21 protein-coding genes and 1 tRNA gene are annotated in these 24,127 nt (G+C 71.5%); 12 read left to right on the top strand and 10 right to left on the bottom strand.

Going from position 1 to position 24,127, the window contains the following annotated elements; translation table 11 throughout:
* Positions 1–15: 15 nt before the first annotated feature.
* A complete protein-coding gene (locus G6039_RS07950) occupies positions 16–594 on the bottom strand; it encodes an isochorismatase family protein (RefSeq protein ID WP_029542976.1) in 579 nt (192 codons plus the stop codon).
* 5 nt (positions 595–599) lie between these two features.
* Positions 600–1,925 carry a nicotinate phosphoribosyltransferase gene (locus tag G6039_RS07955; protein ID WP_006937508.1) on the bottom strand — a complete coding sequence of 442 codons (1,326 nt, stop codon included), beginning with the start codon at positions 1,923–1,925 and terminating at the stop codon, positions 600–602.
* 68 nt (positions 1,926–1,993) lie between these two features.
* Here G6039_RS07955 and clpS point away from each other — a divergent pair, with 68 nt between their 5' ends.
* The 3 genes from clpS to G6039_RS07970 are packed head-to-tail and all read left to right on the top strand — an operon-like array spanning position 1,994 to position 4,114.
* Positions 1,994–2,377, top strand: coding sequence for an ATP-dependent Clp protease adapter ClpS (gene clpS / locus G6039_RS07960; RefSeq protein ID WP_029542980.1), 384 nt, complete (start codon positions 1,994–1,996; stop codon positions 2,375–2,377).
* 55 nt (positions 2,378–2,432) lie between these two features.
* Entirely contained in the window at positions 2,433–3,011 is a 579-nt protein-coding gene (gene aosR, locus G6039_RS07965) for an oxidative stress transcriptional regulator AosR (RefSeq protein WP_006937528.1), read from the top strand.
* Positions 3,008–4,114 (top strand): P1 family peptidase, encoded by a 1,107-nt coding sequence (locus G6039_RS07970; RefSeq protein WP_043799011.1) that lies wholly within the window; start codon positions 3,008–3,010, stop codon positions 4,112–4,114. Before aosR ends, G6039_RS07970 begins: the two co-directional genes overlap by 4 nt.
* Before the next feature lie 16 nt (positions 4,115–4,130).
* Here the strand turns inward: G6039_RS07970 and G6039_RS07975 are convergent, their stop codons facing one another.
* The gene (locus G6039_RS07975; RefSeq protein ID WP_006937532.1) at positions 4,131–4,283 is read right to left on the bottom strand and encodes a hypothetical protein; all 153 of its coding nucleotides are present in this window, start codon (positions 4,281–4,283) and stop codon (positions 4,131–4,133) included.
* 168 nt (positions 4,284–4,451) lie between these two features.
* Here G6039_RS07975 and G6039_RS07980 point away from each other — a divergent pair, with 168 nt between their 5' ends.
* The 4 genes from G6039_RS07980 (at position 4,452) to rdgB (ending at position 7,384) form a co-directional block, all read left to right on the top strand.
* Entirely contained in the window at positions 4,452–5,078 is a 627-nt protein-coding gene (locus G6039_RS07980; RefSeq protein WP_006937534.1) for a rhomboid family intramembrane serine protease, read from the top strand.
* A 123-nt stretch (positions 5,079–5,201) separates the two neighbouring features.
* Positions 5,202–5,963 carry a cyclic nucleotide-degrading phosphodiesterase gene (locus tag G6039_RS07985; protein ID WP_043799009.1) on the top strand — a complete coding sequence of 254 codons (762 nt, stop codon included), beginning with the start codon at positions 5,202–5,204 and terminating at the stop codon, positions 5,961–5,963.
* Between the two features lie 13 nt (positions 5,964–5,976).
* Positions 5,977–6,765 carry a ribonuclease PH gene (gene rph, locus G6039_RS07990; protein ID WP_006937538.1) on the top strand — a complete coding sequence of 263 codons (789 nt, stop codon included), beginning with the start codon at positions 5,977–5,979 and terminating at the stop codon, positions 6,763–6,765.
* 10 nt (positions 6,766–6,775) lie between these two features.
* Positions 6,776–7,384, top strand: coding sequence for an RdgB/HAM1 family non-canonical purine NTP pyrophosphatase (gene rdgB, locus G6039_RS07995; protein WP_037201609.1), 609 nt, complete (start codon positions 6,776–6,778; stop codon positions 7,382–7,384).
* 105 nt (positions 7,385–7,489) lie between these two features.
* Here the strand turns inward: rdgB and G6039_RS08000 are convergent, their stop codons facing one another.
* The 4 genes from G6039_RS08000 to G6039_RS30495 form a co-directional block, all read right to left on the bottom strand.
* Positions 7,490–7,876 (bottom strand): DUF3817 domain-containing protein, encoded by a 387-nt coding sequence (locus tag G6039_RS08000; protein ID WP_029542990.1) that lies wholly within the window; start codon positions 7,874–7,876, stop codon positions 7,490–7,492.
* Entirely contained in the window at positions 7,873–8,292 is a 420-nt protein-coding gene (locus G6039_RS08005) for a hypothetical protein (protein WP_029542992.1), read from the bottom strand. Before G6039_RS08005 ends, G6039_RS08000 begins: the two co-directional genes overlap by 4 nt.
* Positions 8,293–8,361: 69 nt before the next feature.
* Positions 8,362–8,446 (bottom strand) — tRNA-Leu (locus G6039_RS08010).
* 47 nt (positions 8,447–8,493) lie between these two features.
* Positions 8,494–8,976 carry an HNH endonuclease signature motif containing protein gene (locus tag G6039_RS30495; RefSeq protein ID WP_080688517.1) on the bottom strand — a complete coding sequence of 161 codons (483 nt, stop codon included), beginning with the start codon at positions 8,974–8,976 and terminating at the stop codon, positions 8,494–8,496.
* Positions 8,977–9,382: 406 nt separating this feature from the next.
* Here G6039_RS30495 and G6039_RS08015 point away from each other — a divergent pair, with 406 nt between their 5' ends.
* Both G6039_RS08015 and acpS read left to right on the top strand, forming a co-directional pair.
* Complete coding sequence (locus G6039_RS08015; protein ID WP_043799007.1) at positions 9,383–18,637, top strand: type I polyketide synthase; 9,255 nt, start codon at positions 9,383–9,385, stop codon at positions 18,635–18,637.
* Between the two features lie 40 nt (positions 18,638–18,677).
* Entirely contained in the window at positions 18,678–19,079 is a 402-nt protein-coding gene (gene acpS, locus G6039_RS08020; protein WP_006937559.1) for a holo-ACP synthase AcpS, read from the top strand.
* Between the two features lie 22 nt (positions 19,080–19,101).
* On the opposite strand, the gene G6039_RS08025 is transcribed toward acpS, so the two are convergent.
* On the bottom strand, positions 19,102–19,875 hold the full coding sequence (locus G6039_RS08025; protein WP_373566480.1) for a TetR/AcrR family transcriptional regulator: 774 nt from the start codon (positions 19,873–19,875) through the stop codon (positions 19,102–19,104).
* Positions 19,876–20,010: 135 nt separating this feature from the next.
* Complete coding sequence (locus tag G6039_RS08030) at positions 20,011–20,886, bottom strand: cyclopropane mycolic acid synthase family methyltransferase (RefSeq protein ID WP_006937561.1); 876 nt, start codon at positions 20,884–20,886, stop codon at positions 20,011–20,013.
* Between the two features lie 184 nt (positions 20,887–21,070).
* Between G6039_RS08030 and G6039_RS08035 the strand changes: the two genes are divergently transcribed.
* A complete protein-coding gene (locus G6039_RS08035; RefSeq protein ID WP_043799031.1) occupies positions 21,071–22,405 on the top strand; it encodes a dipeptidase in 1,335 nt (444 codons plus the stop codon).
* Positions 22,406–22,413: 8 nt separating this feature from the next.
* On the opposite strand, the gene bcp is transcribed toward G6039_RS08035, so the two are convergent.
* A complete protein-coding gene (gene bcp, locus G6039_RS08040; RefSeq protein ID WP_006937563.1) occupies positions 22,414–22,890 on the bottom strand; it encodes a thioredoxin-dependent thiol peroxidase in 477 nt (158 codons plus the stop codon).
* Positions 22,891–22,964: 74 nt separating this feature from the next.
* Between bcp and G6039_RS08045 the strand changes: the two genes are divergently transcribed.
* Together G6039_RS08045 and G6039_RS08050 are read left to right on the top strand one after the other, a co-directional pair.
* Positions 22,965–23,186: a DUF3618 domain-containing protein gene (locus G6039_RS08045; protein ID WP_006937565.1), complete on the top strand. Its 222-nt coding sequence runs from the start codon at positions 22,965–22,967 to the stop codon at positions 23,184–23,186.
* 172 nt (positions 23,187–23,358) lie between these two features.
* Positions 23,359–24,126 (top strand): L,D-transpeptidase, encoded by a 768-nt coding sequence (locus tag G6039_RS08050; protein ID WP_006937568.1) that lies wholly within the window; start codon positions 23,359–23,361, stop codon positions 24,124–24,126.
* The last annotated feature ends 1 nt before the right edge of the window (position 24,127 follow it).

Below are 24,127 nucleotides of genomic sequence, written 5' to 3' on the forward strand. Positions count from 1 at the left end.
TACTGGGCACCACCGTCAGGTTCGCGGCCCGACCTGTCCGACCAGGTCCACACCCGCCTCCCGGAGCGCCGAGAGCGCCGACTCGACGGTCGCCTCGCTCACCCCGGCCGTGTACGGCAGCAGCACCCGCGTGTCGAACCCGGCGGCGGTGGCATCGAGCGCGGTCGCCCGCACGCAGTGATCGGTGGCGATACCCACGATGTCGACCGCGGTGACCCCGTGCCCGCGCAGCCACCCGTCGAGGGACTCGCCCGTGTCGTGGCTGCCCTCGAAGCCCGAGTACGCGGCCTCGAACGCCCCCTTGGAGAAGACCGCCTCCACGCGGGTGGTGTCGAGGGCCGGATGGAACTCGGCACCCTCGGTTCCCGCCCGACAGTGCGGCGGCCACGAGTCCACGAAGTCCGGCTCCTCGGCGAAGTGCGCACCCGGATCGACGTGGTGATCCCGGGTGGCGACCACGTGCGCGTAGTCCTGCGCGTGTGCGGCCAGATACCGGCTGATGTCCGCGGCGACCGCGGCGCCGCCGGCCACGGCCAGCGACCCGCCCTCACAGAAGTCGTTCTGCACGTCGACGATGATCAGCGCCCGCGACAACGTCCTCACCTCACGAATCGGGTCGGCACCGCGGCCTCGCCCGCCGACAGGGTCAGGGCCTCCCACGGGAGACTGATCAGCCCGTGCGCGAGCAATGCCCGGCTCTCCTCCAGCGTAGGCCCGTCGCCGACCCGCTCGCCGTTGCAGACCAGCGGAACCATCAGCTCGTGCACCACCTCGCCGTCGCCCCCCGGTACGGGCGCGTCCGCCGGGTAGATCACCTCTTCCACCAGCGTGCCGGTCGGGCGGGCGAACCGCACGGCCCGCTTGGCGCCGCCCCGGGACTCCTTGTGCGCGCTGCGCTTCTCCACCGGGATGCCGTCGACCTCGACCAGCTTGTAGACCATCCCGGCCGTGGGCGCGCCCGAGCCGGTGACCAGCGACGTCCCGACGCCGTACACGTCGACCGGCTCGGCGCGCAGACCTGCGATCGAGTACTCGTCCAGGTCACCCGACAACACGATCTTCGTGTTCGTCGCCCCCAAGCCGTCGAGCTGCTCCCGCACCTGCCGGGCCAGCACGCCGAGATCGCCCGAGTCGATCCGCACGGCCCCGAGTCCGGTGCCGGCCACCTCGACGGCCGTGCGCACCCCGTTGGTGATGTCGTACGTGTCCACCAGCAGCGTGGTCCCCACCCCGAGCGTCTCGACCTGGCTCCGGAACGCCGCCGCCTCGTCGCGGCCCGCCCCGGTGGTGTGCACGAGCGTGAACGCGTGCGCCGCGGTACCCGTGCCCGGCACCCCGTACCGGCGCACCGCCTCGAGATTCGACGTCGCGTCGAAGCCCGAGAGGTATGCCGCCCGCGCACACGCGACCGCCGCCTCCTCGTGGGTCCGGCGCGACCCCATCTCGATCAGCGTGCGGCCGTCCGCGGCGCTGACCATCCGAGCCGCCGCCGACGCCACCGCGCTGTCGTGGTTGAGGATCGACAGGATCAGGGTCTCGAGCAGGACGCACTCGGCGAACGTGCCGCGCACCGCCAGCACCGGCGAACCGGGGAAGTAGAAATCGCCCTCCCGGTAGCCCTCGATGTCGCCGGAGAACCGGTAACCGCGCAGCCACTCCACGGTCGAGGCGTCGAGGAACCGTGCCGCTACGGCCAGTTCCTCCTCGCCGAAATGGAACGTCTCCAGCGCATCGATCAGCCGGCCGGTCCCACCGACCACGCCGTACCGGCGCCCGGGCGGCAGACGCCTCGCGAACACCTCGAACGTGCAAGGGCGGGAACCGGTGCCGTCCGCGAGCGCGGCCTCGAGCATCGTCAGCTCGTAGACGTCCGTGAACAGGGCGGTGCTCGCCGTCGCGGTGCGCGGCAGAAGGGAATCGGGCACCCGATCACTGTAGAGCGCGGGCCGGGATGCGGCTGTATTGCCGGGCGCCGACGCCGTACCCTGGAGACATGGCGACGTGTTCCCCGACAAGCCCGTTCGGCACCGCCCCCCCGGAGCCGTCCGACGCAGTCACCGTGGCCTCGTTTCCCGCCGTCACCATGGCGGCAGGGCAGGCAATGCCGGCGGAAGCCGAAACCGTCGAGGAGATCGAAGCAGTCGACCGGCCCTGGGTCACCGTCGTGTGGGACGACCCGGTCAACCTCATGCACTACGTCGCGTACATCTTCCAGAAGCTGTTCGGGTACAGCAAGGCCAAGGCCACCGAGCTGATGCTCAAGGTGCACAACGAAGGCAAGGCGGTCGTCTCGAGCGGCTCGCGTGACAAGATGGAACACGACGTGCAACGCCTGCACGCCGCCGGGCTGTGGGCGACGATGCAGCGGGCCGAGTGACCGGCCGCCCGCTCGCCGACCATCCCGACCGCGAAGCCAGGAGGAGCCGACCGACGTGCGGCAGTGGAGCAGGAAGAACTCGCTCGGAGGCGTGAAGCTGCGATCCGAGATGGACGCACACGAGGCGTCGGTGCTGCGCTCGCTCGTCGCATCCGTACTCGGCATGCTCGAGGAACGCGCCGCCGGCGCCCCGCAGGACGACCTCGCCGCCCTCACCGGCCTGCGCACCGGCAACTGCACCCCGCCGGACGTCCCCGCCCTGCAACGGCTGCTGCCCGACTTCCACCGGCCCGACGCCGACGCCACCGTCCATCCCGACGACGAATCCGCCGACCTCAACGGTGCCCTGCGCAGCCTGCACGAACCCGACATCATCGACGCCAAGCTCGCCGCCGGAGCCGTCATCCTGCGCACCGTCCCCGAATCCGGCGGCAAGGTGGTGCTCAGCCCGGAACAGGCCGATGCCTGGCTGTACGGGCTCAACGACCTCCGGCTGGCCCTCGGCACCACCCTCGGCATCGACGACGACACCCCCGAGACACTCGACGAAGACGACCCGCGGGCCCCGCACCTCGACGTCTACCACTGGCTGACCTGGATGCAGGACTCCCTCGTCCAGGCGCTGCTGCCGTGACGGCCACGCCCGGACCCACCGACTCGCTCACCGACGTCGCCGGCCTGCGCGTGGGGCACTGGCAGGCCCTCGACGCCGACGTCACCCTCGGCTCCGACCACGCCTTCGGCACCGGGCGGGCCACCGGATGCACCGTCGTCGTGCCCGACCGTGCCGTCACCGCCGCCGTCGACGTCCGCGGCGGCGGGCCCGGCACCCGCGAAACCGACCTGCTCGACCCCAGCCACTCCGTCCAGCGCGTCGACGCGGTGCTCCTCACCGGAGGCAGCGCCTACGGGCTCGCCGCCGCCGACGGCGTGATGCGGTGGCTCGAGGAACAGGGCCGCGGCATTCCGATGGGGCCGCCGGGGGCCGTGGTGCCCATCGTGCCGGGCGCGGTCGTCTTCGACCTGCCCGTGGGGGAGTGGACCGCCCGGCCCACCGCCGACAGCGGATACCGGGCCGCCGCGGCCGCCGGCACGACCGTCGCCCGTGGCACCGTCGGCGCCGGAGTCGGCGCACGCGCCGGCACCCTCAAGGGCGGCATCGGCACCGCGAGCCTGTTCCTGGCCGAGGGCCCCGCCGCCGGCGTCACCGTCGCAGCCCTCGTCGTCGCCAACCCCGTCGGAGCCGTGTTCGACCCCGAGACCGGCCTGCCCTGGGGCCTCGGCCCCGCCCGGGCCGCCCGGCTCGGGCTCGTCGCGCCCACCGCAACCGACCTCGCCGCCGCCAACGCCCTCGCATCCAAGGGCACCGCCCTCAACACCACCATCGGCGTCGTCGCCACCGACGCCGACCTGACCGCCGCGGCCTGCCGCCGTGTCGCCGTCGCCGGGCACGACGGCCTCGCCCGGGCCGTCCGCCCCGCCCACTCACCCCTCGACGGCGACACCCTCTTCGCCCTGGCCACCGGCACCGCGACGCCCCCCGGCGCGAGCCGACCGATCCCGGAGGCCTTCGCGCCCGAACTGCCCGTGCTGGCCGCCGTGTGCGAGGCGGCCGCCGAGGTCGTCCAGCGCGCCGTCGTCGACGCGGTGCTGCAGGCCACCGCGGTCGCGGGTATCCCCGCCTATCGTGACGTGTTCCCCTCCGCCTTCACGGCCGGGATTCCCACGTCGCGCTGAGGGCCGCGCTGAGGGCTCAGCCCGACGTGCCCTCCGACACGCGCTTCATCTGGTCGCCGCAGCAGATCTCCGAATGCGGCATCCCCTCGGTGCAGGGGCACGGCTTCTCGTAGACGATCTGCGCGCCGCACTTCTCGCAGGCGTAGCGATCTCCGACGTTTCTCGGCACGACTGCCTCCCGGGTCCGACGGTGCCTCCCACAGTAGCCACCGGGCCGCCGGTCGACAGGGCTTTCACGGCGAAGCCCGACCGTCGCCGCGCACGTGTCGAGCGGTGCGCACGTCGGTAGGCTCGAAAGCCAGGAACACAGCACAGGACACACGCGAAGGGCGAGCGCATGACCGTACCCGACGGTTCCCGTCCCGGGCCTCGGCCCGTCTGGCAGCGCGCGGCGCTCCTGATCGCCGGATTCGTCGCCCTGCTCTACGGCGTCGAAGCCGTCGACGCCGCCGCGCCCGCCGACCTCGACTCCGCCGGTATCGAACCGAGAACCGCCGACGGGCTGTGGGGCGTGGCGTTCGCACCCGTGCTCCACGCCGACTGGGCGCACCTGAGCGCCAACACCATTCCGCTGCTCGTGCTCGGCTTCCTCGTGCTCGTCTCCGGCATCGGCCGCGGTCTGGCCGCCACCGCGATCATCTGGGTGGTCGGCGGGCTCGGCACCTGGCTCACCGCCGGGGCCGGCTTCGTGCACATCGGCGCGTCGATCCTCGTCTTCGGATGGCTCACCTACCTGATCACACGCGGCATCTTCACCCGGCAGTCGAGCCAGATCGTCATCGGGGTGATCGTGCTGTTCGTCTACGGCAGCATCCTGTGGGGCGTGCTGCCCAGCGATCCGCGCGTTTCCTGGCAGGGGCACCTCTTCGGCGCCGTGGGCGGCGTCCTGGCCGCCTGGCTGCTCTCCGCCGACGAGCGTCGTCGCCGCCGCCCGCCGGCCGTGCCCACCTCCTCGTTCGGGTGAGACGCACCCCCGCGCAACAACTGACCGATCGGTAGGCTCACAGCGTCGCCGCAACTGTGACATCTCTCGATCAAAACCTGCGTTGGCTTCGTCGCAGCCACAGGGACGTGGCAGCATGACCCCATGCGCATGACCGTCCTGGGGTGTTCCGGCAGCGTGGCCGGGCCGGATTCCGCCGCGTCGGGCTACCTGATCACCGCCCCGGGCACCCCGCCCCTGGTGATCGACTTCGGTCCCGGCGTCCTCGGGGCCCTCCAGCGCTACGCCGACCCCGGCGAGGTCTCCCTGTTGCTCTCGCACCTGCACGCCGACCACTGCCTCGACATCCCCGGCCTGCTCGTCTGGCGGCGCTACTCCCCGAACCGCCCCACCGGACGGACCCTCGTCTACGGCCCCTCGGACACCAGCGTGCGCATCGGCGCCGCCTCCGCCGAGATCGCCGGCGAGATGGACGACGTCAGCGACACCCTCGACGTGCGCCCCCTCGCCGACGGCGAAGCCTTCCGCTTCGGCGCGCTCACCATCCACCCCGGCCGGGTCAACCACCCGCCCGAGGCCTACGGATTCCGCATCACCAGCGACTCCGGGCGCACCGTTGTCTACACCGGCGACACCGGCATGTGCGACGAGGTCGTCGAGCTCGCGCGCGGCGCCGACGTCCTGCTGTCCGAGGCCTCGTGGACCCACGCACCCGACGACCGCCCCGACGGCATCCACCTCTCCGGCGCCGAGGCCGGCATGCTCGCCGCTCGCGCCGAGGTGGGCGAGTTGCTGCTCACCCACATCCCGCCGTGGACCTCGCGCGAGGACGTCATCGCCGAAGCCAAGGAGCAGTACTCCGGGCCCGTCCACGCGGTGTCCGCCGGGGACGTCTACCCCATCTAATAGGCTCGTCCGGGTGACCACACGAGAAGACGGCAGAGCGGACGACGAACTCCGCCCCATCCGGATCACCCGAGGATTCACCAACCACCCCGCGGGCTCGGTGCTCGTTGAATTCGGCCAGACCCGCGTCATGTGCACCGCCAGCGTCGAAGAGGGCGTGCCGCGCTGGCGCAAGGGCTCCGGTCTCGGCTGGCTCACCGCCGAATACGCGATGCTCCCCGCCGCCACCCACACCCGCAGCGGACGCGAATCCGTCAAGGGCAAGCTCGGCGGCCGCACCCAGGAGATCAGCCGCCTCGTCGGCCGCGCCCTGCGCGCCTGCATCGACCTCGCCGCCATCGGCGAGAACACCATCGCCATCGACTGCGACGTCCTGCAGGCCGACGGCGGCACCCGCACCGCCGCCATCACCGGCGCCTACGTGGCCCTCGTCGACGCCGTCGCGTGGCTGAGCGCGGCGGGCCGCCTCACCGACCCGCAGCCGATCTCGTGCGCCATCGCGGCCGTGAGCGTCGGTGTCGTCGACGGCCGCGTCCGCCTCGACCTGCCCTACGAGGAGGACGTGCGCGCCGAGGTCGACATGAACGTCATCGCCACCGACACCGGCACCCTCGTCGAGGTCCAGGGGACCGGCGAAGGTGCGACGTTCGCCCGGTCCACCCTCGACAAGATGCTCGACTCCGCGCTCGCCGGCATCGCCGAACTGTGCGAGATCCAGAAGCAGGCGCTCGACGCCCCCTACCCGGGCACGCTGCCGCAGCCCGTGACCCCCGAGCGGACCAGGAAGAAGTTCGGTGTCTGACAGGGTGCAGGTGCTCGTGGCGAGCCGGAACGCGAAGAAGTTGCGCGAACTGCGGCGCGTCCTCGACGCCGCCGGGATCGAGGGGATCGACCTCGTCGGACTCGACGCCGTGCCGCCCTACGACGAGGCGCCCGAGACCGGCGCGACGTTCGAGGAGAACGCGGCCGCCAAGGCTCGCGACGGCGCGGCGGCGACCGGAATGCCGTGCGTCGCAGACGATTCCGGACTCGAGGTCGATGCCCTCAATGCGATGCCCGGGGTGCTCTCCGCCCGGTGGTCGGGGCGGCACGGCAACGACCACGCCAACACCGAACTGCTGCTCGGGCAGCTGCAGGACGTTCCCGACGAGCGCCGCGGCGCGGCATTCGTCTCCGCCTGTGCCCTCGCCGTCCCCGGTGACGACGGCGAGATCGCGGTGCACGTCGTGCGCGGTGAGTGGCGCGGCTCCATCGTCCACAGCCCGCGCGGCGCCAACGGTTTCGGCTACGACCCGGTGTTCCGGCCCGAGGGGGAGGAGCGCACCGCCGCCGAGCTCAGCGCCGAGGAGAAGGACGCCTCGTCGCACCGCGGGCGCGCACTGGCACGATTGGTGTCCGATCTCGCAGCGCTCGCCCGCTGACGCCCGTCGCCGCGGCGCGAAGCCTGCGCTCCCACGCGAAACAAGAAGCCGCCCACGCAATCGCGTGGGCGGCTTGCTGTTTCGCGCGCCGATCGGCCGGCCGGATCAGACGCCGAAGTCGGCCTTGACCTGCTTCGTGCGCTGGTGCTCGACGAAGAACGACAGGAACGGGATCGTGCCGGCGAGGAGGGTGCCGATCGTGCGGCCCGCGGGCCAGCGCACCTTGATCGCCAGGTCGAGCGTGAGCACGAGATACACCGCGTAGACCCAGCCGTGGACCACGGCGATCCAGCCGGGGACGTTCTCGACCTTCAGGATGTACTTCGCGACCATCTCGCCGGTGAGCACGAGCAGCCACACGCCGGTGATCCAGGCGAGCGCGCGGTACCGCGTCAGGGCCGAGGCAATCTTCTTCCGGTCGGCCTCCGGACGGGACTGCGGCGCGGTCGAACCGCTCGTCTGGTCGGGTGCCTGCTCGGGGGTCGTGCTCACTGAGCGCTCCTATCGGACCTGCGCGCAAGCTGCGCGAGGTAATCGTTGTACTCCAGCATCTGCCGAGCCTCCGGGTCGTCCGGATCGACGGCCGCGTTCGGATCGAGCCCAGTGCGGGGCCGCTGGGGGAGGAGATCCTCGGGGATCTCGGTGGGTTCCTTCGGTTCCGACGCGCGCGGCGCACCCGTGGCCTGGCTCTCGGCGTCCTCGGTCTCGAGTTTCACGAACCGGCGGTAGGCGTAGACGCAGAAGAAGGCGAAGGCGGGCCACTGCAGGGCGTAGCCGAGGTTCTGGAACGTGCCGCCCACGGCCTCGAACCGTGTCCATTGCCAGAAACCCAGACCGAGACAGCCGGCCGTGGCGACCGCCACCAGTACGACGAGGGCAAGGCGACGCGGCGGACGGTTCTCGGACACGTCATCAAAAGTACCCGAGCGGCCCCTCGACCTGCCAAGAGCGGTCGGGGGGCCGTGGGCGAGGTCACGTGGTGCGCGAGGGGGGACTTGAACCCCCACGTCCGAAGACACGGCGTTCTAAGCGCCGCGCGTCTGCCTGTTCCGCCACTCGCGCTTACCAGCGTCACCATACGCGACTACATCCGTCCCTCCTCGCTCGACCTATCGGGCGCCAAAGCGTTTTCTCGCGGCCCAGGTCGGGGTTTGGCTGTGGCAGTTGGGGCACAGGAAGCGGATGTTCTCCGGACGGGAATCATTCGGATTCCCATCGATGTGGTCGACATGGAGTGTTATCGGGTAGTCGCACCATTCAGTGCCGATGCCACACCCCTCGCACTTGTAGGGACGACCGGACTCGATGAGGGCGCGGCGAAGCAGATTCGGTCTCTGTCGGGGAGCGCCGGTCGGTTTGCAGACAAGCACCTCCCTCCATGCGAGACGGTTCAGGGCATGACTGCCCTTGGTGTGCGCCGATCCGGTGAAGTGCGACGTGTCGATGCCCAGCCGTTTGATCCGGCGACTGAGGTGATGGTGCGAACCCCCGCTCGGCACCAGGCCCAAGTAGCGCATGACCCCCGCAACGCTCGTCGAGTTTCGGACCGCATCCTCGAGGACTTCCCGTGTGTACTTCGTCGACCGTCCCATCATCCCCCCTGTATCGAATGTATGTTCGATGCGCGGGACTGTATCGGACGTCGCCGACAAATTGCCGAAAGTGCCCTCATGCACGCGTTTCGCGGTCAGTCAAGATGGTAACGATTGTGTAACGATAAACCTGAGGGATTCCTCAGGTTGATGGACGTCCATGTAGCCGCGCAGCCTGCGCGGACTCTCCCTACCAACCGGTTACTTCTCCGACCTGCTGTGAGTGATCTCACGTGCCCCTTCGGGGGAGGTAACCAGCGCGGAACAAAACATGAGGAACCCCTCATGATTTTGTGTCACTCTTGGGTAGCCCGAACGAGCAGATCAGAGCCCATCAGAACGCCAACGGCGGCGCGGGCGGCCACGAGACCACGCCCTTGCGGTGTTCAGGAGAGGAACTACACGCGTGACGATCGACGAGACCACACCAGCCGACAACGGACGGAACTCGAAGGCATCACGACGCGCCAGTGACCGGGGCAACGCCCCCGCTTCCCGTAAGGGCGCGCTGGTCGACAAGCTCCTCGCCGGGGAGCCCTACGCACTCGCCTTCGGTGGCCAGGGCGCTCCCTGGCTCAGCTCCCTCGAAGAACTCAGCCGCGACAACGGGCTCGAGCCGGTCCTGACCGAACTGGTCAACGAGGCCACCGCGCTGCTCGCGCCCGTCGCACACGACCTCGTCGTCGTGCGCCCGAGCGGCTTCGACCCCATCGCCTGGATGCTCGAGCAGGAGGTCGCCGACGAGGACGAGACGCCCGTCTCCGGCCCCTCCGAGTCCACGCTGACTTCCGCCGCGGTCTCGCTGCCCGGCGTGTTCCTGACCCAGGTGGCCGCGCTGCGCGCGCTGGCGAACCAGGGCCTCGACGTGACCGCCCAGGCCCCGGCCGCCGTGATCGGCCACTCGCAGGGCGTGCTGGCCGTCGCGGCCACCGAGGCCGCCGGCGCCAAGGACGGGCAGATCCTCGCGATCGCCCAGCTCATCGGTGCCGCCGCCACCCTCGTCGGCCGTCGCCGCGGCATCATCGCCGGCGCCGAGCGCTTCCCGATGCTCGCGGTCGCGAACGTCGACCCCGAGCGCCTGCGCGCCGTCGTCGCCGAGGTCTTCGCCGACCAGGACCCGCAGCGCTCCGCGGTCGTCGCCATCCGCAACGCCCGCCGCCGCGTCGTGCTGTCCGGCCCGCCTGCCGCCCTGGCTCGCGTGCAGCAGCGCTGCGAGGAGATTTCCGCCGCGGAGACCCGCGAGCGTGAGGCGAAGAAGCGCGGCGGTGCCGTGTTCGCCCCGACCTTCGAGCCGGTCTCCGCCGAGATCGGTTTCCACCACCCCGCTCTCGCCGACGCGGTCGAGCAGGTCGCCGACTGGGCCGCCCGCTGCGGCCTGGACGCGGACCTCGCCCGCTCGCTGGCGCAGGAAGTGCTCGTCGACCCGGTCGACTGGGTCGCCCTCGTCGACGACGCCGTCGCGGCCGGCGCCTCGTGGATCCTGGACATGGGTCCCGGTGAGCTGCTGACCCGTATGACCAGCTCGGGCCTGCGTGGCCAGGGTGTGGGCATCATCGCGGCCGCCACCCGCGGCGGTCAGCGCAACCTGCTGACCCCGGGCGCGGAGCCCGAGGTGCCGCAGCCGTGGTCCGCGTTCGCGCCGAAGCCGGTCACCCTGCCCGACGGCCGCCAGGGCGTCGAGACGGCGTTCACGCGCCTGACCGGCCGCTCCCCGATCCTGCTGGCCGGCATGACGCCGACCACCGTCGATCCGAAGATCGTCGCCGCGGCAGCCAACGCCGGCCACTGGGCCGAGCTCGCCGGCGGCGGCCAGGTCACCGAGCAGATCTTCGCCGACCACGTCGAGGAGCTGAAGGGGCTGCTCGAGCCGGGCCGCGCCGTGCAGTTCAACTCGATGTTCCTCGACCCGTACCTGTGGAAGCTGCACGTGGGTGGCAAGCGGCTGGTGCCGCGGGCCCGCGCCGCGGGCGCGCCGTTCGACGGCGTGGTCGTCACCGCCGGCATCCCCGAGCTCGAGGAAGCCGTCTCGATCATCGAGGAGCTGACCGAGGCCGGCATCAGCTACGTCGCCTTCAAGCCGGGCACCGTGGCGCAGATCCGCTCGGTGATCCGCATCGCGAACGAGGTGCCGAACTACCCGGTCATCGTCCACATCGAGGGCGGCCGCGCCGGTGGCCACCACTCGTGGGAGGACCTCGACGATCTGCTGCTCGCCACCTACGCCGAGCTGCGCACCCGCTCCAACCTGGTGCTGTGCGTCGGTGGTGGCATCGGCACCCCCGAGCGGGCCGCCGACTACCTGACCGGCCGCTGGTCCACCGCCCACGGCTTCCCGGCGATGCCGCTCGACGGCATCCTCGTCGGCACCGCGGCGATGGCGACGCTCGAGGCGACCACGTCGCCCGAGGTCAAGCGGATGCTCGTCGAGACCCCCGGCACCCCCGACTGGGTCGGCGCCGGCACCGCCTCCGGCGGCATGGCCTCCGGCCGTAGCCAGCTGGGCGCGGACATCCACGAGATCGACAACGCCGCGTCCCGCACGGGCCGCCTGCTCGACGAGGTCGCGGGCGACGCCGAGGCCGTGGCCGCGCGCCGCGACGAGATCATCGCCGCGCTCGACGTCACCGCGAAGCCGTACTTCGGCGACGTCGCCGAGATGACCTACGGGCAGTGGCTCGCCCGCTACCTGGAGCTGGCCGTCGGCTCGCAGGAGGTGGCCGACGCGGCCGAGAACCCGTGGATCGACGTCACCTGGCGTGAGCGCTTCCACGAGATGCTGCAGCGCGCCGAGTCCCGCCTGCACCCGGCCGACCGTGGCCCGATCCCGACGCTGTTCGCCGACGACGCGGCCCTCGACCGGCCGTACGCGGCGCTGGCCGCGCTGACCGAGCAGTTCCCGGACGCCGACTCGGTGGTCCTGCACCCGGCCGACGTTCCGTTCTTCGTCTCGCTGTGCCGCACCCCGGGCAAGCCGGTGAACTTCGTCCCGGTCGTCGACCAGGACGTGCGTCGCTGGTGGCGGTCCGACTCCCTGTGGCAGGCCCACGATCCGCGCTACAGCGCCGATCAGGTCTGCATCATCCCGGGCACCGTCGCCGTCGCGGGCATCACCCGCGCCGACGAGCCCGTCGGTGAGCTGCTCGACCGCTTCGAGAAGGCCGCGGTCGACGAGCTGATCGCGGCCGGCATCGAGCCGGTGCAGATCGCGGCCCGCCGCCACCAGGACCTCGCGGCCGGCCTGCTCGACGCCGTGCTGTCGGCTCCGGACGTCAACTGGGCCGGCCGGCAGACCGTCAACCCGGTGCACCGCCTCGGTGACCTGGACGAGTGGTCCGTCGAGTCCGACACCGCCGCCGTGCACGGCGCGACGGGCGCCACGCTGAGCGTTCTCGACGCCGAGCACGTGGGCCTGACGGTGCCGCTCGCCGGCGACAAGACCGTCGAGATCCGCCTCACGGTGCCCGCCACCGTGCACACCGGTGGCGCCCCGGTCGTCACCGCGGACGACGCGTCGGCGTCGATGTCGGCGCTGCTCGGTGTCGCCGCGGGGCAGGAGCTGCCCGCGGTGAAGAAGGGCGCGGCCCGCATCACCCTCGGCTGGCTGCCGGAGAAGATCGCCGACCACGCCGGTGTCACCGGTTCGGGACTGCCGCTGAACCTGACCCCGAGCGGCCACGGTGTGCCCGACGTCCTGGTCGGCGCGTGCTGGCCGGCGGTGTTCGCCGCGCTCGGCGCCGCGCAGACCGACGACAGCCTGTCGGTGATCGAGGGCATGCTCGACCTGGTCCATCTCGACCACGCCGTCGACGTGAAGGACGGTCTGCCGACCGATCCGTCGATCCTGGGCGTCAAGGCCGAGGCACGGGACGTGGCCGACACCGACCTCGGCCGGGTCGTCGAGGTGCACGTCGAGATCACCGCCGACAACGGCAACGGCTCGGGTGACACCACGGTCGCCACCCTGATCGAGCGGTTCGCGATCCGTGGCCGCACCGGCAAGGCCGAGCTGGCCGATCCGGTCCGTGCCGGCGGTGCCGTGAGCGAGGACGCGGTGGAGACCCCGCGTCGCCGCCGCCGCGACGCCGTGATCGTCGCCCCGATCGACATGAGCGCCTTCGCGCGGGTGTCGGGCGACCACAACCCGATCCACACCTCGGACAACGCCGCCCTCCTGGCCGGCCTGGGCACCCCGATCGTGCACGGCATGTGGCTGTCCGCCGCCGCCCAGCAGGTCGTCACCGCCCTCGAGGCCGACGCCAAGCTGCCGGCCCGCCGCCTGACGGCGTGGACCGCCCGGTTCCTCGGCATGGTGCGTCCGGGTGCGCAGATCGACGTGCGCGTCGACCGCATCGCGACCGACCGTGGCGCCGAGATCGTCGAGGTGAGCTGCCGCGTGGACGGCGACCTGGTGATGGTCGCCACCGGCCGCACCGCCGCCCCGCGCACGGTGTACGCGTTCCCCGGCCAGGGCATCCAGCGGCCCGGCATGGGCCTGGACGCCCGCGCCCGCTCGAAGGCCGCCCGGGAGATCTGGGATCGCGCCGACAAGCACACCCGCAAGGCCCTGGGCTTCTCCATCCTTGCCGTGGTGCGCGACAACCCGACCGTGCTCAAGGCCCGCGGCGTCACCCACAAGCACCCGGACGGCGTGCTGCACCTGACCCAGTTCACGCAGGTCGCGATGGCGACCCTGGGTGTCGCCCAGATCGCGGAACTGCGTGAGGCCGGCGCCTTCGTCGAGGGTGCGCTCCTGGCCGGTCACTCGGTGGGCGAGTACAACGCGCTCGCCGCGGTCGCCGGGGTGCTGCCGCTCGAGGCGGTGCTCGAGGTGGTGTTCAGCCGCGGGTCGGCGATGCACGCCCTCGTGCCGCGCGACGAGCAGGGCCGTTCGAACTACCGCATGGCCGCGATCCGGCCGTCGCAGTTCGGTGTCGCCGACGCCGATCTCGAGGCGTTCGTCGCCGGGGTCGCCGAGGAGACCGCGGAGTTCCTGCAGATCGTCAACCTGAACCTGCGCGGCTCGCAGTACGCGATTGCCGGTACGGTCGCCGGTCTCGAGGCCCTCGAGTCCGTGATCGAGCGCAAGGTCGCCGAGTTCGGGGGCAAGCGTGCGTTCATCCTGGTCCCGGGCATCGACGTGCCGTTCCACTCGACCGTCCTGCGCGGCGGCGTGGACGACTTCCGGGAGCGCCTGCTGAACCTGCTGCCCGAGCAGATCGATCCCGACATCCTCATCGGCCGCTACATCCCGAACCTGGTGCCCAAGCCGTTCAACCTGGGCCGGGAGTTCGTCCAGGAGATCGCGGACCTGGTGCCGTCGGAGCCGCTGGCTGAGGTCCTCGCGGACTTCGACACCTGGGCGGCCGACCCCTCGAAGCTGTGCCGCGTGGTGCTCGCCGAGCTCCTCGCGTGGCAGTTCGCGTCCCCGGTCCGCTGGATCGAGACGCAGGATCTGCTGTTCGCCGACGAGGCCGACGGTGGCCTGGGTGTCGAGCGGTTCGTCGAGGTCGGCCTCGGCGCCGCCCCCACGGTGGCGAACCTGGCGTCGCAGACGCTGAAGCTGCCGGGCCGCTTCGGGCAGCCGGTCGAGGTGCTCAACATCGAGCGCGAGGCCTCGATCGTGTACTCCACGGACGTCGATCCGGCGCCGGTGGAGGACGACGAGCCGGCCTCGGCCGACGCTTCCGCTGCCGCTCCGGCCGCGGCCGCCGCTCCGGCCGCCGCGCCCGCAGCTCCGGCGGGTGGTCCGCGTCCGGACGACATCGCGTTCAAGGCCGCCGACGCCACGAAGGTGCTCATCGCCCTGTGGACGAAGCTGCGCCCGGATCAGATCGGTCCCGCCGACACGATCGAGGCGCTGTGCGACGGCGTGTCCTCGCGGCGCAACCAGCTGCTCGTCGACCTCGGCTCGGAGCTGTCGCTCGGTGCCATCGACGGTGCGGCCGACGCCGACATGGGCGCGCTCGCCGGCACGGTCGATCGCCTGGCCCGCACCTACCGGCCCTTCGGTCCGGTGCTGTCGGACTCGATCAACGACCACCTGCGCAAGGTGTTCGGCCCGTCGGGCAAGCGTCCCGCCTACGTCGCCGACCGGGTCACCAAGGTGTGGGGTCTCGGCGAGGGCTGGGCGTCGCACGTGACCGCGGAGGTCGCGCTGGGCAGCCGGGACGGTTCGTCCGTCCGCGGCGGTGCGCTCGGGGGCCTTTCCGACGGCGCGCTGTCCGACGGTGCCGCCGTCGACAAGCTGATCGACGCGGCCGTGCAGTCGGTCGCCGGCCGCCGCGGTGTCGCGGTGTCGATGCCGTCCGCCGGTGGCGGTGGCGGTGCCACCGTCGACGCTGCCGCGCTCGGCGAGTTCGCCGAGGGCATCACCGGCTCGAACGGTGTGCTCGCCAAGACCGCCCGCCTGATCCTGTCCGAGCTGGGCCTGGCCGACGCGGCCTCGGACCTCGCGGACAAGGCGGACACCGAGCTGGTCGACCTGGTCTCGGCGGAGCTCGGCTCTGACTGGCCGCGGCTGGTCGCACCGGCGTTCGACGCCCGCAAGGCCGTGCTGATCGACGACCGGTGGGCGACGGCCCGCGAGGACCTGGCTCGCATCTGGCTCGGTGCCGAGATCGGCGCGGAGCGGTTCGCCGGTGCGGGTGCCACGGTCGCCGCGCACGCCGCGTTCTGGGCGGGCAAGGCCACCGAGGCCGGCCGCACGGAGCTCGCGCAGGTCTTCGACGCCGTCGCGACGGCCGCCCGGCAGACCGGCGACGCCGAGTACGCGGGCGAGGTCGCCGTGGTCACCGGCGCCAGCAAGGGCGGGATCGCGGCCGCGGTCGCGGCGAAGCTGCTCGCCGGCGGCGCCACGGTCGTGGTCACCACGTCGAGCCTGAACGACAGCCGCCTCGGCTTCTACAAGGAGCTGTATGCGCGCAACGCACGCTCCGGTGCGGCGCTGTGGGTGGTCCCGGCCAACATGGCGTCCTACGCCGACGTCGACGCCCTGGTGACGTGGCTCGGCACCGAAACCGTGGAGACCGCGGGCGGCGCCAAGAAGCTGATCAAGGAGGCCCTGACTCCGACGCTGCTGTTCCCGTTCGCCGCGCCGCGCGTGTCCGGGTCGATGGCCGACGCCGGTGCCCGCGCCGAGATGGAGATGCGGGTCCTGCTGTGGTCGGTGGAGCGCCTGATCGCGGGCCTGGCCGACATCGGCTCCGACCGTGACGTGGACACCCACCTGCACGTCGTGCTGCCGGGTTCGCCGAACCGCGGCAAGTTCGGTGGCGACGGCGCCTACGGCGAGGCGAAGGCCGCGCTCGACGCGATCGTCAACCGCTGGCACGCCGAGCGCATCTGGGCCGAGCGGGTCACCCTCGCCCACGCCCTCATCGGGTGGGTGCGCGGCACCGGCCTGATGGGCGGCAACGATCCGCTGGTGGAGGCCGCCGAGGCCGCCGGTGTGCGGACCTGGTCGACCGACGAGATGGCCGTCGAGCTGCTGAAGCTCGTCACCGCCGGCTCCAAGGAGGCCGCCGCGGTCGAGCCGCTGGTGGCGGACCTGACCGGGGGTCTGTCGGAGGCCGACATCGACCTGCCGGCCCTGGCCAAGCAGGCGCAGGAGGAGGCCGAGGCCGCGAAGGACGCCGCGGCGGAGCCCGAGCACGCGACGATCGCGGCGCTGCCCGCACCGCCGCGCCTGGACGCGACGCTGCCGGCACCGGAGTGGAACACGCTCGACGTCGACCCCGCCGATCTGGTGGTCATCGTCGGCGCCGGCGAGCTCGGCCCCTACGGGTCGGCCCGTACCCGCTTCGAGATGGAGGTCGACGAGGAGCTGTCGGCCGCCGGTGTGCTCGAGCTGGCGTGGGCCACCGGCCTGGTGGCGTGGGAGAACGATCCCAAGCCGGGCTGGTACGACGCGGAGACCGGCGAGCTGGTGCCCGAGGCGGAGATCGCCGACCGGTACCACGACGCGGTGGTCGAGCGCTGCGGCATCCGCCGCTACGCCGACGACGGCGCGATGGTCGACAACGCGGCGCCGCTGCTGACCTCGGTGTTCCTGGACAAGGACCTGTCGTTCGTGGTGGGTTCCGAGGCCGAGGCCCGCGCGTTCGTCGACGCCGACCCGGAGAACACCGTCGCGCACTCGGTTCCGGACAGCGGTGACTGGACCGTCACCCGCAAGGCCGGCACCGAGATCCGGGTGCCCCGCAAGATGAACCTGACCCGCACGGTCGGCGGCCAGATCCCGACCGGGTTCGACGTCACCAAGTGGGGCATCCCCGCCGACATGGCCGAGTCCGTGGACCGGGTGGGCCTGTGGAACATCGTGACCACGGTCGACGCGTTCCTCTCCAGCGGTTTCACCCCGTCGGAGCTGATGCGCTGGGTGCACCCCTCGTACGTGGCGAACACCCAGGGCACCGGCATGGGCGGCATGACCTCGATGCGGTCGCTGTACATCGACACGCTGCTCGGCGAGTCCCGCGCGAACGACATCCTGCAGGAGGCCCTGCCGAACGTCATCGCCGCGCACGTGGTGCAGTCGTACGTCGGTGGCTACGGCGCGATGGTGCATCCGGTGGCGGCGTGCGCGACGGCCGCGGTGTCGGTCGAGGAGGGCGTCGACAAGATCAAGCTGGGCAAGGCGCAGCTGGTCGTCGCCGGCGGCTTCGACGACCTCGGCATCGAGGGCATCGTCGGGTTCGGTGACATGTCGGCCACCGCGAAGTCGGACGACATGACGGCCAAGGGCATCAGCGATCGCCGGTTCTCCCGGGCCAACGATCGCCGGCGCGGCGGTTTCGTCGAGTCCGCCGGTGGCGGCACGGTCCTGCTCGCCCGCGGCGACCTGGCGCTGGAGATGGGCCTGCCCGTCCTCGGTGTGGTCGCGTGGGCCGGGTCCTTCGCCGACGGCGTGCACACCTCGATCCCGGCTCCGGGAATCGGTGCCCTCGGCGCCGGTCGCGGCGGGCTCGAGTCGGGCCTGGCGCGGGAGCTGCGCAAGCTCGGTGTCACCGCCGACGACATCGCGGTGATCTCCAAGCACGACACCTCCACGGCGGCCAACGACCCGAACGAGGCGGAGCTGCACGAGCGTCTGGCCGGGTCGCTGGGCCGCAGCGAGGGCGCGCCGATGTTCGTGGTGTCGCAGAAGTCGCTGACCGGTCACGCCAAGGGCGGCGCGGCGGCGTTCCAGCTGATCGGCCTGTGCCAGGTCCTCAGCCAGGGCGTCGTCCCGCCGAACCGCAGCCTGGACTGCGTCGACGACAAGATGGCCGAGTTCGAGCACCTGGTGTGGCCGCGCACCCCGCTGCGCTTCGGCGAGCGGTACGCGCTCAAGGCCGGTCTGCTGACCAGCCTCGGTTTCGGTCACGTGTCGGGGCTGATCGCGGTGGTCCACCCGCAGGCGTTCGTCGAGGCGATCCCGGCGGAGCGCCGGGAGGCCTACGTGGAGCAGGCTCAGGCCCGCGCCGTCGCCGGTAAGCGCCGCCTCGCGGAGGCGATGACCGGGGGTGCGGCCCTGTACCAGCGGCCCGCCGACCGTCGCTTCGGCGGGGACTCGGTGCCGGCCAAGGCGGCACGCCAGCTCGAGGCCGACGTGCTGCTCTCGCCGGAGGCACGACTGGGTGACGGCGACGTGTACCGTTCGGGTCTGCCCGGCTGCAAGTAGCCGCCGGCCGCACGGTCACAGAGAGCGGGTCACGGGACGGATGGGAGTTGCGGGGATCGGGTTCGACCTGGTCACGGTGTCGGAGTTCGAGGAACAGCTGGGCCGGGCAGGCACGGCGATGCTCTCGAACTTCACCCCGGGCGAGCGTCGCGACGCGAACACCCGCAGCTCCCGTCCGGGCCGGCACTTCGCCGCCCGGTGGGCGGCGAAGGAGGCGCTGATCAAGGCGTGGTCGGCGTCGCTGTTCGGCAGCCCACCGGTGCTGCCGGAGACCGTGCACCGGCAGATCGAGGTGGTCTCCGACGCGTGGGGCCGACCCGGGATCCGGCTGCACGGCGACGTGGCCGAGCACCTGACCGGGGTGCGGATCCACGTCTCGCTCACCCACGACGGAGACATGGCGGGCGCGTTCGTCGTGCTCGAGGACGACCCGCAGGCGTAGGAGTCTGCGGGAGAATTCCGCGTCAGGCGGGGGAGGCGTGCGTCTCCTCCGCCTGACGCGTTTCCACCTGGCCGTCGTCCTCCGGGACCGGCCGCTCGGTCTCCTCCGCCCGGGCGGCGGCCTCACGGCGCCTGCGCCGCTTGGCGCTGGTGCGTGACTCCTTCTCCGCCACCATCAGATACGCACCCATCAGCCGCTTGAGCTCGACGACCGCGTCGGCGTGGCTCTGGTCGTCCTGCACGGAGAAGTTCAGCATCGAGTAGACGACGTGCACGAGCACCTCGGCCATCAGCGTGCGACGCTCGCGCGGGGTGTCGGGCATGAGCGGAGCCAGCATCCGCGCGATCTGCTCGGCGAACTCCTTCTCGTGGATCGCGCCGGTCGCCCGGGTCGACGGGGTGGACTGCATCGCGAGCCACACCTCCCGCCGCGAGGGGTCCGACATCCACAGCCCGGCGAGATGGTCGACGAAGGCGTTGAGGAACCGCAGCCAGTCCACGGAGGGGATCACGCCGTCGAACTTGGCGAGCTCGTCCTGCACACCCACCAGGTCCTGCCGGTTCAGTTCACACACGATGACGTACTTGTTGGCGAAGAACTGGTAGAGGGTTCCGATGGGGACATCGGCACGGGCAGCCACCTCTTCGCAGGTGAACGACTCGAAGCCGACCTCGGTGAGCAGTTCGCGGGACGCGGCGAGCAGCGCGTCGAACTTGCGCCGGCTGCGCTCCTGCGTCGGGCGACGGCGCGGCACGAGTTCCTGGGGCGCCGCCTGGACCTCCAGCGCCGGATCGATACGGCGTGGGGTGCGGCCGCGCTTCGTTGCAGACTCCACGCGCCCAGGCTAACCGGAGGTTGTCCGAATTCCGAACTTTTAGCTGTGAGGGCGAGTCTCAGCTAACACCGCCGGTGGCGCCGCGGTCGCCGGCGCTCACTTGACGAGTGTGAACTGCATGACGTCGATGTGGCCCGTGCGGAAGTGTTCGGCGGAACCGTTCAGGTACTTCATGAAGCGCTCGTACATCTCCTCCGACGACAGGGCGACCGCCTCGTCCCGGCGGGCCGACAGCGCCGCGGCCCAGTGTTCGAGGGTGCGGACGTAGTGCGGCGCCAGGGCCTGGATGCGTTCGACCCGGAACCCCGCCCGCTCCGCCCCGTCGACCACCGTCTCCGGCTGCGGCAACTGCCCGCCGGGGAAGATCTCCCGCTTGATGAAGATGTGGAACAGCGCGTTCTCCCGGGTCACCGGGATTCCCCGCTCGCGCAGCGTCGCGAGGCGGTGCCCCACGATGGTGTGCAGCAGCATCCGGCCGTCCGGGGGCAGCATGTCGTGGCACTTGGTGAAGAACCGGTCGTAGCGTTCGCTCCGGAAGTGCTCGAACGCGCCGATGCTCACGATGCGGTCCACGCGCCCGTCGAACTCCTCCCAGCCCTGCAGCCGCACGTCCACGGTGCGGGGGCCGGGCAGCCCCGCTGCGAGGTCGCGGACGTGCTCGTACTGGTTGCGGCTGAGCGTGAGCCCGATCGTGTTCACGTCGTAGTGCGTGGCGGCGCGCAGCATCGTCGAGCCCCAGCCGCATCCGACGTCGAGCAGTGTCATGCCCGGGTGCAGGTCGCACTTGCCGAGCGACAGATCGACCTTCGCGGCCTGGGCCTGCTCGAGCGTCATGTCGTCCCGCTCGAAATACGCGCAGCTGTAGGTCATCGACGGGTCGAGGAACAGCGTGAAGAACTCGTCCGAGAGGTCGTAGTGGGACTGGACCTGCCGATAGAACGGCGTGAGCGCGCTCTGCGGGCTGGGTGGCATCGCTGTGCCTTCCGTTCGAGGGCCGTCCGGTCCCGCTTCCTGGACCGTTCCGCCCGATGGCAACCTCGATATCGCGGAATCTACGCCGGACGCGGCCGCTGCGAGCATGCTTCGATCTCGAGGGGCGGTACCCGTAGCGAAAACGAGACACGACGATCGGGGAGGCGCGGTGGACGTCGCGGACATGCGGGAGCGGGTGCGCCGGCTGATGCCCGGGGCGCGCAGGGACCTCGGGGAACTGGTGGCGTTCCGGTCGGTGGCCGATCCGCGGCTGTTCCCGGCCCAGGAATGCGTCGCTGCCGCCCGATGGGTGCGCGATGCGTTCGCCGCGGTCGGCGTCGACAACACCGCGCTGATCGAGACGTCGGACGGCTCGCTCGCGGTGCTCGGGCACACGCCGGCCCCGGCGGGAGCGCCGACCGTGCTCCTCTACAGCCACTACGACGTGCAGCCCCCGGGCGACGAATCGCTCTGGCACACTCCGCCGTTCACGCTCACCGAACGCGACGGCCGCTGGTACGGGCGCGGCGCCGCGGACTGCAAGGGCAATCTCGTGATGCACCTGCTCGCGCTGCGCGCGCTGCGGGAGCGGGGACCGCTTCCCGTCGGGATCCGGATCGTCGGCGACGGCTCGGAGGAAACCGGTGGCGGCGGGCTCGAGAACCTGGCCCGCGAACGGCCCGATCTGTTCGCCGCCGACCTGGTGCTCGTCGCGGACTGCGGCAACGCCGAGGTGGGACGGCCGACCCTCACGACGTCGCTGCGCGGCCTGGCGAACGTCGTCGTCCACGTCGAAGCCCTCGCCGGGGAGATCCACTCGGGCCAGTTCGGCGGCGCAGCCCCCGACGCGCTCGCCGCGCTGGTGCGCCTGCTGTCGAGCCTGCGCGACGAGGCCGGCGACACCGTGATCGACGGGCTCGACCCCACCGGAATCTGGAGCGGCGAACCGTATCCCGAGGAGGTGTTCCGCGCCGACGCCGGTGTGCTCGACGGGGTCTCACTGCTGTCGGCCGGGTCCGTGGCCGACGCCGTGTGGGCGCGTCCCGCGCTGACGATCCTCGGCATCGACGCCCCACCGGTGGTGGGATCGGCGGCTGCGGTCGTGCCCCGCGCGTCGGCCCGGCTGAACCTCCGCGTCCCGCCGGGGATGGATCCGGCCACCGCTCAGGACGCCCTCGTCGCCCACCTGCACGCCCACGCCCCGTGGAACGTGCGGGTGCGGGTCGACCGGGAAGGCGTGAGCGAACCGTTCCGGGCCGCGACCGACGGACCGGGATACGCCGCGCTGCGCAGCGCGCTCGGCGCCGTCTACGGACGCGAGGTCGGCACGGTCGGGCAGGGCGGATCGATCCCGCTGTGCACGGTGCTGCAACAGGTGCTGCCGGACGCGGAGATCGCGCTGCTCGGCGTGGAGGAGCCGAGCGCCCGGATCCACGGGCCCGACGAGAGCGTCGACCCGTCCGAGCTCGAGCACATGGCCGTCGCGGAGGCGCTGGTGCTCGCCTCCCTCGCGCGGTGAGCCGCCGCTCAGACCGACAGGTCGCGGCGCAGCTTCGCGACGTGCCCGGTGGCGCGCACGTTGTACTGCGCAACCTCGATCCGGCCGTCCTCGTCGACGACGAACGTCGAACGGATCACTCCGGTGACGGTCTTGCCGTACATCTTCTTCTCGCCGAACGCCCCCCACGCCGTGAGCGTGGTCTTGTCCGGATCCGACAGCAACGGAAACGTCAGCTGCTCGGCGTCCCGGAACTTCGCGAGCTTGGCCGGCTTGTCGGGGGAGATGCCCACGACGGCGAGCCCGGCGCCGTTCAGGTCGGCGAGGCTGTCGCGGAAATCGCAGGCCTGCTTGGTGCACCCGGGGGTGCTCGCGGCGGGGTAGAAGTACACGATCACCTTGCGTCCGCGGTAGTCCGACAGCGACACCTCGTTGCCGTCCGCGTCGGGGAGGGTGAACTCGGGAGCCGTATCGCCGGGGGCGAGCCTGCTGCTGTTTTCCGTCACCTCCGAGAGGGTAACGGACCCGTGCGTCCACTACCGTGGTCGCAGCACAGTGCAGCGACCAACTGGAGGATCACGTGGGTAGGGACACCGAGGCCATCGAACGGGACATCGAGAACGCCCGCAACCAGCTTGCGAGCACCCTCGACGAATTGAGTGTGCGCGCCAGCCCGAAGAACGTGATGGCCCATGCCAAGCAGACCGTGATGGAGAAGGTGAACCAGCCCAACGTCAAGTACGCGCTCGCGGCGGTCGGTGTCGTCATCGGCGCCCTGGCGCTCCGCAAGCTGCTGCGCTGACAGCTGATCCGAAGGGGCACCGTCGTCCGGTTCGCCGGACCGCGGTGCCCTTCGTCGTTTCCCGGCGTCGTGGTCGTGCCCGGGGAGTGACAAAGGACCCGTTCCGAGTTCGATCTTGGCGTGGTTGACTGGTAACGAGCCAACCGCGCCATCTTCGAGGGGGCTGACGGCCATGCCGAACGCACAGCGGGTTGCACGACTTCTTCTCGTCTCGATCCTGACCGCCATGGCCCTGCTCGGTTCGGGGGCCGCGGCCGCGGCGGGAACCGTCGGCGGTGCGCCGCCGGCCAGGCTGCCCGCGTCGGCGCTCGAGCCGGCGAACGGCGCGGTGGTGGGGGTGGGACATCCCGTGACCGTCCGGTTCGGCGCACCGGTCGGTGACCGCGCCGCCGCCGAACGTGCCGTCGAGATCACCACGTCGAAGCCCGTGAGCGGCCGTTTCGCGTGGCTCGACGACAGCCGCGTGCAGTGGGTTCCCGACCGCCTCTGGCCGGGGCACACCACCGTGACCGTCGCCGTGGCCGGGGCGCGCACCGAGTTCCAGGTCGGCGACGAGTTCGTCGCCGTCGCGAACCGGTCGACGCACCAGTTCACGGTCATCCTCAACGGCGAGGTGGTGCGGACGATGCCGGCGTCGATGGGCAAGCCCGGCTACGAGACCCCGGTCGGCACCTTCTCGGTTCTGGAGAAGTTCCGCGATCTCGTCATGGACTCGTCCACCTACGGCGTCCCGATCGACTCGCCGGAGGGTTACCGCATCGACACCGAGTACGCCGTGCGGCTCACCTGGGGTGGCATCTTCGTGCACGCGGCGCCGTGGTCGGTGGACTCGCAGGGCTACGCGAACGTCAGCCACGGCTGCATCAACCTGAGTACCGAGAACGCGCAGTGGTACTTCGACCGGGTGAAGATCGGCGACCCGGTGATCGTGGAGGGCTGAC

Origin of the sequence: Rhodococcus aetherivorans (assembly GCF_011058165.1) — a bacterium.
GTDB lineage: Bacteria > Actinomycetota > Actinomycetes > Mycobacteriales > Mycobacteriaceae > Rhodococcus > Rhodococcus aetherivorans.